We start from the raw sequence: 1,066 nt of genomic DNA, 5'->3' as shown, positions 1-1,066 counted from the left end.
CGCAAAAGTGTTTTGAGAGCAACGGGAAGGTCTGTCCGTTACCCGACAATGTTCAGTTTTATCGGATGCCGTTGGGGAATGACGAGCTTCCTTCACTGTTCCAAAGTCTGTCCCACTCATGTGATAAAAAAGAAGAGCAGGCACCACGCAACCCTGTCATCATTAACCAGAGTAATATTGCCCAATGGCTGAGCCCGATTGCCATTGCCCCGGAAGGCTTTGCAGTCCCTAACACCTGCCTGTTGGAACAGATTCGGGCAGGTGGGACAGTCATCGTAACCTCTCCCCTCACTGAGGCACTGTGGTTTCGTTTGCTGGGTTCACTGCGGACAATTCGCGACACGACCGGCCTGGAGCCCCGACTTCAGGTGGCTGACTCAAAACGTCAGCCGAAGGCCCTGGGATTGACAGAAAACGACAAGCACTTTCTGTCCTGCCCACAGAAAAAAGTCAGAGATCCCGCCGTTTTTAATGTCGTCACTTATCAGCAACACGCCCAGGTCAGTTGTTGGATCAAGAATCAGCCGCAAACTCCTCTGGTCATTCAGGTCAATGAACAGACCAGCTTCAGCCAGCTATTTGATAATATTCATATCACCTCAGAAAAAAAGGCCCATTTTGGACAGCGTCAGAGTGCATTGCAGAAGGCATTAACCGCTGGCAGGCCGGTGGTATTCCGGGGACTGGAGAGTAATCCGACGCTTCAGCAACTTCTGGAACCCCTGGCTGTTGGGCAACCTCTGTTGGTGAATGGCCAGTTGCAGGCCTATCCAAAGGCTCATGTCAAAATACTCTGGCCTGAGTTTGCGAGGAGCACGTCTTCGGTATTGACTTCCATGGTTGCCACGGGAAAACCCTGCCCTGAGGTCAATCTCTGGGATATCAGTGCCCAAAGATATGATATCCCCCGGACTGAGCTGCCAGAACAAGCACTTCACTCACTCTACAAAGCCTTTAAAACCGTACCTGCCGACCTTTGTAACCCTCTGCCTGAAATGACCGAAGGGCTGCTGAATAACCTGATACTGGCTGCCCGCCGGGCACAGCAGGTTGACCAGTCGCCACA

1 protein-coding gene is annotated in these 1,066 nt (G+C 52.2%); it reads left to right on the top strand.

Features of this window, described 5'->3' with window-relative positions:
* Positions 1-65 precede the first annotated feature (65 nt).
* Positions 66-1,066, top strand: a 1,001-nt coding sequence (locus KDK17_RS00470; protein ID WP_257287098.1) for a hypothetical protein, incomplete at its 3' end; no start/stop codon positions are given.

Source organism: Endozoicomonas sp. SESOKO2 (assembly GCF_024606245.1).
In the GTDB taxonomy this organism is placed as follows: domain Bacteria; phylum Pseudomonadota; class Gammaproteobacteria; order Pseudomonadales; family Endozoicomonadaceae; genus Endozoicomonas_A.
Note: the sequence above shows the minus strand (reverse complement) of the source record. Positions and strands in the feature narration are given on the sequence as shown.